Source organism: Streptomyces sp. NPDC005533 (assembly GCF_042871845.1).
Lineage (GTDB): Bacteria > Actinomycetota > Actinomycetes > Streptomycetales > Streptomycetaceae > Streptomyces.
In genome coordinates, this window is the sequence record NZ_JBIAJH010000091.1 from 1 (window position 1) to 4,023 (window position 4,023).

Annotated in this window: 2 protein-coding genes; one reads left to right on the forward strand and one right to left on the reverse strand. The window is 64.0% G+C overall.

Features of this window, described 5'->3' with window-relative positions:
* Positions 1 to 600: 600 nt before the first annotated feature.
* Positions 601 to 867 carry a transposase gene (locus tag ACFYP3_RS36075; protein ID WP_388842184.1) on the reverse strand — a complete coding sequence of 89 codons (267 nt, stop codon included), beginning with the start codon at positions 865 to 867 and terminating at the stop codon, positions 601 to 603.
* A gap of 878 nt (positions 868 to 1,745) precedes the next feature.
* Here ACFYP3_RS36075 and ACFYP3_RS36080 point away from each other — a divergent pair.
* Positions 1,746 to 2,531: an FhaA domain-containing protein gene (locus tag ACFYP3_RS36080; RefSeq protein ID WP_388842186.1), complete on the forward strand. Its 786-nt coding sequence runs from the start codon at positions 1,746 to 1,748 to the stop codon at positions 2,529 to 2,531.
* The last annotated feature ends 1,492 nt before the right edge of the window (positions 2,532 to 4,023 follow it).

Consider the following 4,023-nt stretch of genomic DNA (forward strand, 5'->3'; position numbering starts at 1 on the left):
CTCCGCAGCCCACCCCTGGGCCTCAACCATCCCCACCATGCCCTGACAACGACAACCACCAGCTCAGGACACGATCCGCTGCTGGAGTACTAAGTATCCAGTGACGCACTCCACCAACGACGGCCTCCGGTCGCCTGAGGGCCGGCCGCAAAACCGGACACCCTTGACATCTTTTCCCTTTAGACCCAGCCAGCGGGGAAACCTCACGTCGCACGGGCAAAAGGGTCCGATGCCCCCCGCAGCGTCGAAGAAGTCATCTCAGTTGGTCAGTCGGTAGCAGATGGGGGTGCACGTCATGCTGGCGAAAGCAAGCTGGGCGTAGTCGCAGCCCTTGTGCGTGGAGTCTGCCGGGCGGCCGTCGGCGGGTCCTGGCCTGGACTGTGTCGGCGGAGTACCCCGGACGGGTGGTTCGAGACCGAAGCTGTCGTACATGTCCGCGCCTGAGCCACCGACAGTCGGGGACAGAGCGGTCCGCTCCGTGGACAAGTGGATCTCCGATCAAGACTTCCCCCGGCCGACAGGATTCGGACGCGTCAGGTGGCCCGGCGCTTCAGGGCCTCCATATTCACCGATTCGATCGCACAGCGGACCCAGTCCAGCTCACCGCGGGGGCTCGTTCAGGAGCAGGCGGTGGAACCCGGCCAGCACTGGCGCCGTCGACCACTCCGAAAACTGCCGATGGGCCGTCGCACCGGAAGCCCCGAACCACGCCGCGGGCAGCTGCTGCCAGGTGCAGCCCGAGGTGGCGACGGACACGACCGCCGCCAGCACTTCCCTGTCGCCGTGCCGACGCCGGCCACCGCCCTGAGGCCGCGACGGCGCATCAGGCACCAACCGCTGGAACATGTCCCACAGCTCATCCGGCACCGGCCGCTCAGCGAACCCGACGACCCCGTATCTCGAGATGAGGGACGTTCCAGCTGGCCGAGATGCACTTCAAAGCCGCGCACACATTGATCAACGCCTTCGTCCCCTGTCGGTGGCCTGTGAGCTCGCGCTGGACCGCCACCCCGTGGGCGAATACTCCTCGGCCCGCACCGAATGCAAATTTTTGCGCCGCGCTCCCCGCCACCCGTCCGTCGAGGCCCTGTACCACAGCTGCCTGCACAGGTATCAGGCGAGGATGAAAACGGCACCGATCCTCCACGGCTCGTCGGCAATGACGGGCCGGACACTGCCAGCGAGCAAAGGTCGCCGTATACCCCTGCAATACGGCCCACTTATTGGACAGGGGGAGAACTGGGGCCCCTCCGCCCACGCGAAGCCACAGCCACATACTGAATCATCTATTCCTCAACTAAGTTGGAACAACCACGGGTCGGCTCACTCGAGATTCACAGAGCACCTTTCTAAGGCATTGCATCACCGCAACCTTGAACATCGACAGACCCTCCCCAGCAGGGAAGTAACCCCACTGGCTAATTGAGGCCAAGTTAGAGCGCCAAAAAATGCGGGGCACTCTCACCTGCACCATCAGAAGAAAATTCCGAATATCCCGTGTGGCACCCGGCGCAGCCCCGCCCGGGAAGGCGCCCGGTGTACCCTCCAGCGCGCCAAGCGGTGTAAAGGCCCGCCGGCGACAGCCGTGCTCCGGCCGACATCCTCTGCCTCTCCCGTGAAACGGACGAGTGTCCGCCGCAGATTGCTCAGGAACAGACATCCCGGGAGACTCCGCCATAAGGGGATACGATCAGTAAGCGGTTGACCCGTTAGAACAGGCTTAGTGGACCGGAGGAGGCACCCCGATGGAAGTTCTGAAGCGATTAGAGCAGCGGCTGGAAGATCTGGTGAACGCCGCTTTCGCCAAGCTGTTTAAGTCCGAGGTCCACTCGGTGGAGATCGCCGGGGCCCTTCAGCGGGAGTGCGACAACAACGCGACGATCTGGAACCGCGAGCGGACGGTCGTCCCCAACGACTTCGTCATCACGCTTTCCGCGAGCGACTACGAGTGCCTGAGACCGTACTTCGGGCCGCTCAGTGACGAGCTCGCGGGCCTCGTCCGCGACTACGCCAAGCAAAAGCGCTTTAGCTTCATGGGCCCCGTCAAGATCCACCTTGAGAAGGCCGAGGAGCTCAACAGTGGCCGGTATCGCGTCCGCAGCTGCACCCTTGTGCCCCCGGCCTCCCAGCCCCAGCAGCTGCACCACCCGCCGCAGACTGCCTACAGCCACCCGCCAGCGCGGGCCCAGCCCGTACTTGGCGTTTCAGAGCGCCAGCCCGGCGACAGGGCCTCGGTGCCCGTGGATGCGGCGGTCCGCCACTGGATCGAGATCAACGGCACCCGCCACCAGATCTCGCGCCCCACGCTCGTACTCGGCCGCGGCACCGAAGCCGATGTACGCATCCACGACCCCGGCGTATCGCGTCGGCACTGTGAGATCCGGACCGGAAGACCCTCGACGATCCGCGACATCGGCTCCACCAACGGCATCGTGGTGGACGGACGGCACACCACCCGCACCACGCTCCGCAACGGCTCGCAGATCGTCGTGGGCAGCACCACCATCATTTACCGTCAAGCCGAAGGGTGAATACCCCAGGGCCATCGGCAGAATCCTCCAGTTTTCCTGTACACCGAGGGAAGCTCGAGCAGGCCATCCGGAAGAGCGGAACCAACTAGGCATCTTCGGCCGAAGTGCGATGCGCGAGAACGTCAGTGCATCTGACACCCTCGGGCGGCATAAACCGGCGGACCTGCGACCTCCCCCCTCCTGTGATAGATAAATTTCCCTGCTCGGGGTCTGGCGCGGAGACGTCGGCCGGGTATGGGGTGGGTCAGAGAACCACTCGGCCCACGGCGCCTATGAAGTGGACGACGCTGCCCTCGAGCTGTCGGCGGACGGTGCCCGCCCCCCGGGGGCGTGAGCACTGAGCCGCCGAGCTGAAGACGTATGAGTCCTAGCACTGGCTCCCTACGGTCCGGCTCCCTCCGTATGCACTCGACCTGCCCCCCGTCGAGGCCGTCTGGTCACTCGTGCGTACAGCGATAGCTAACACCGCTTTCGGCACACCCAACGACCTCGGCCGCAACCTCGGCCGTGACTTACGCAGGATCTAACTCCGGCCCCACCTGATCGACGGCCGCCTCACACCACCGACCTGACTATCGGCCCACCCAACTCCGCCTGGAAACCTCAGGTCCCGGTAGCCCACACCCCGCGAACGAGCTGCCCTACTCTCTTTTCTGGCCATTCGCGCACAGAGGTAAGTCTGTTAATTCACCGACAAGGAAAGCAGGTGGTGACCTGTAACAACAGGAAGCCCTCGTAGTCTGGCCGTGGCTGTTCCGCACCGGCGACGACTTGCGAGCACCTTACGACCAGACAGAGGTCCGGGGCCATTCATGTCTCCGATGGCGTGTGAAGTGAGCCAGTGCTCAGATCAAGACCTGGAGTCTCCTCCAACAAGCCCGCATCAGATTCAACACTCCTACCTCGATCACAGCGTCCTCACCCTGAAAACTCCCCGCTGAAAAACCCAGTGTTGCTTCACCCCCACGAACTCCGTTCTCCTGCACCATCAAGATCCAAGTGTCTCCAGTGTCGAAATCCCCTGGGCACGCCTCTCAGTGCTATTGGTCCTGACAAATCACATACGCCTGGAACCCGCCGCCGAGCAGGGCGACGGAAGCCTGGGTCTGCCAGCCTGTGGCTGGGCCGGACTGAGGGCCTGCGCCTGTGGGAATCGGCTTGTTCTCGATGACATTGAGCGTGCTGAGGAGACCGAAGGTGTCGTAGCCGCCTCCAGTCGCGACATCGCCGGCAAGACACGAAGCAGTCGACGTCACGTTCACGCCCACCAACAGCGGGTTGGCTTGGGTTCCTCTGATGGTGTAGGTGTTCAGAGTTGCGGGGCCCTGGGCGCCGGTAGCCCCCTGGAATCCCTGAGCGCCGGTAGCCCCGGTAGCCCCGGTGGAACCCTGAGCGCCCGTAGCTCCGATGGCTCCGTCTACACCGTCTGCACCTTGGAAGCCCTGAGCGCCGGTAGACCCAGTTGAACCCGTAGCGCCGGTAGCCCCGGTCG

What these genes read in the sequence shown, in the direction of transcription:
- ACFYP3_RS36080 (WP_388842186.1), top strand. Translation starts at nt 1,746, where the DNA reads ATGGAAGTTCTGAAGCGATTAGAGCAGCGGCTGGAAGATCTGGTGAAC.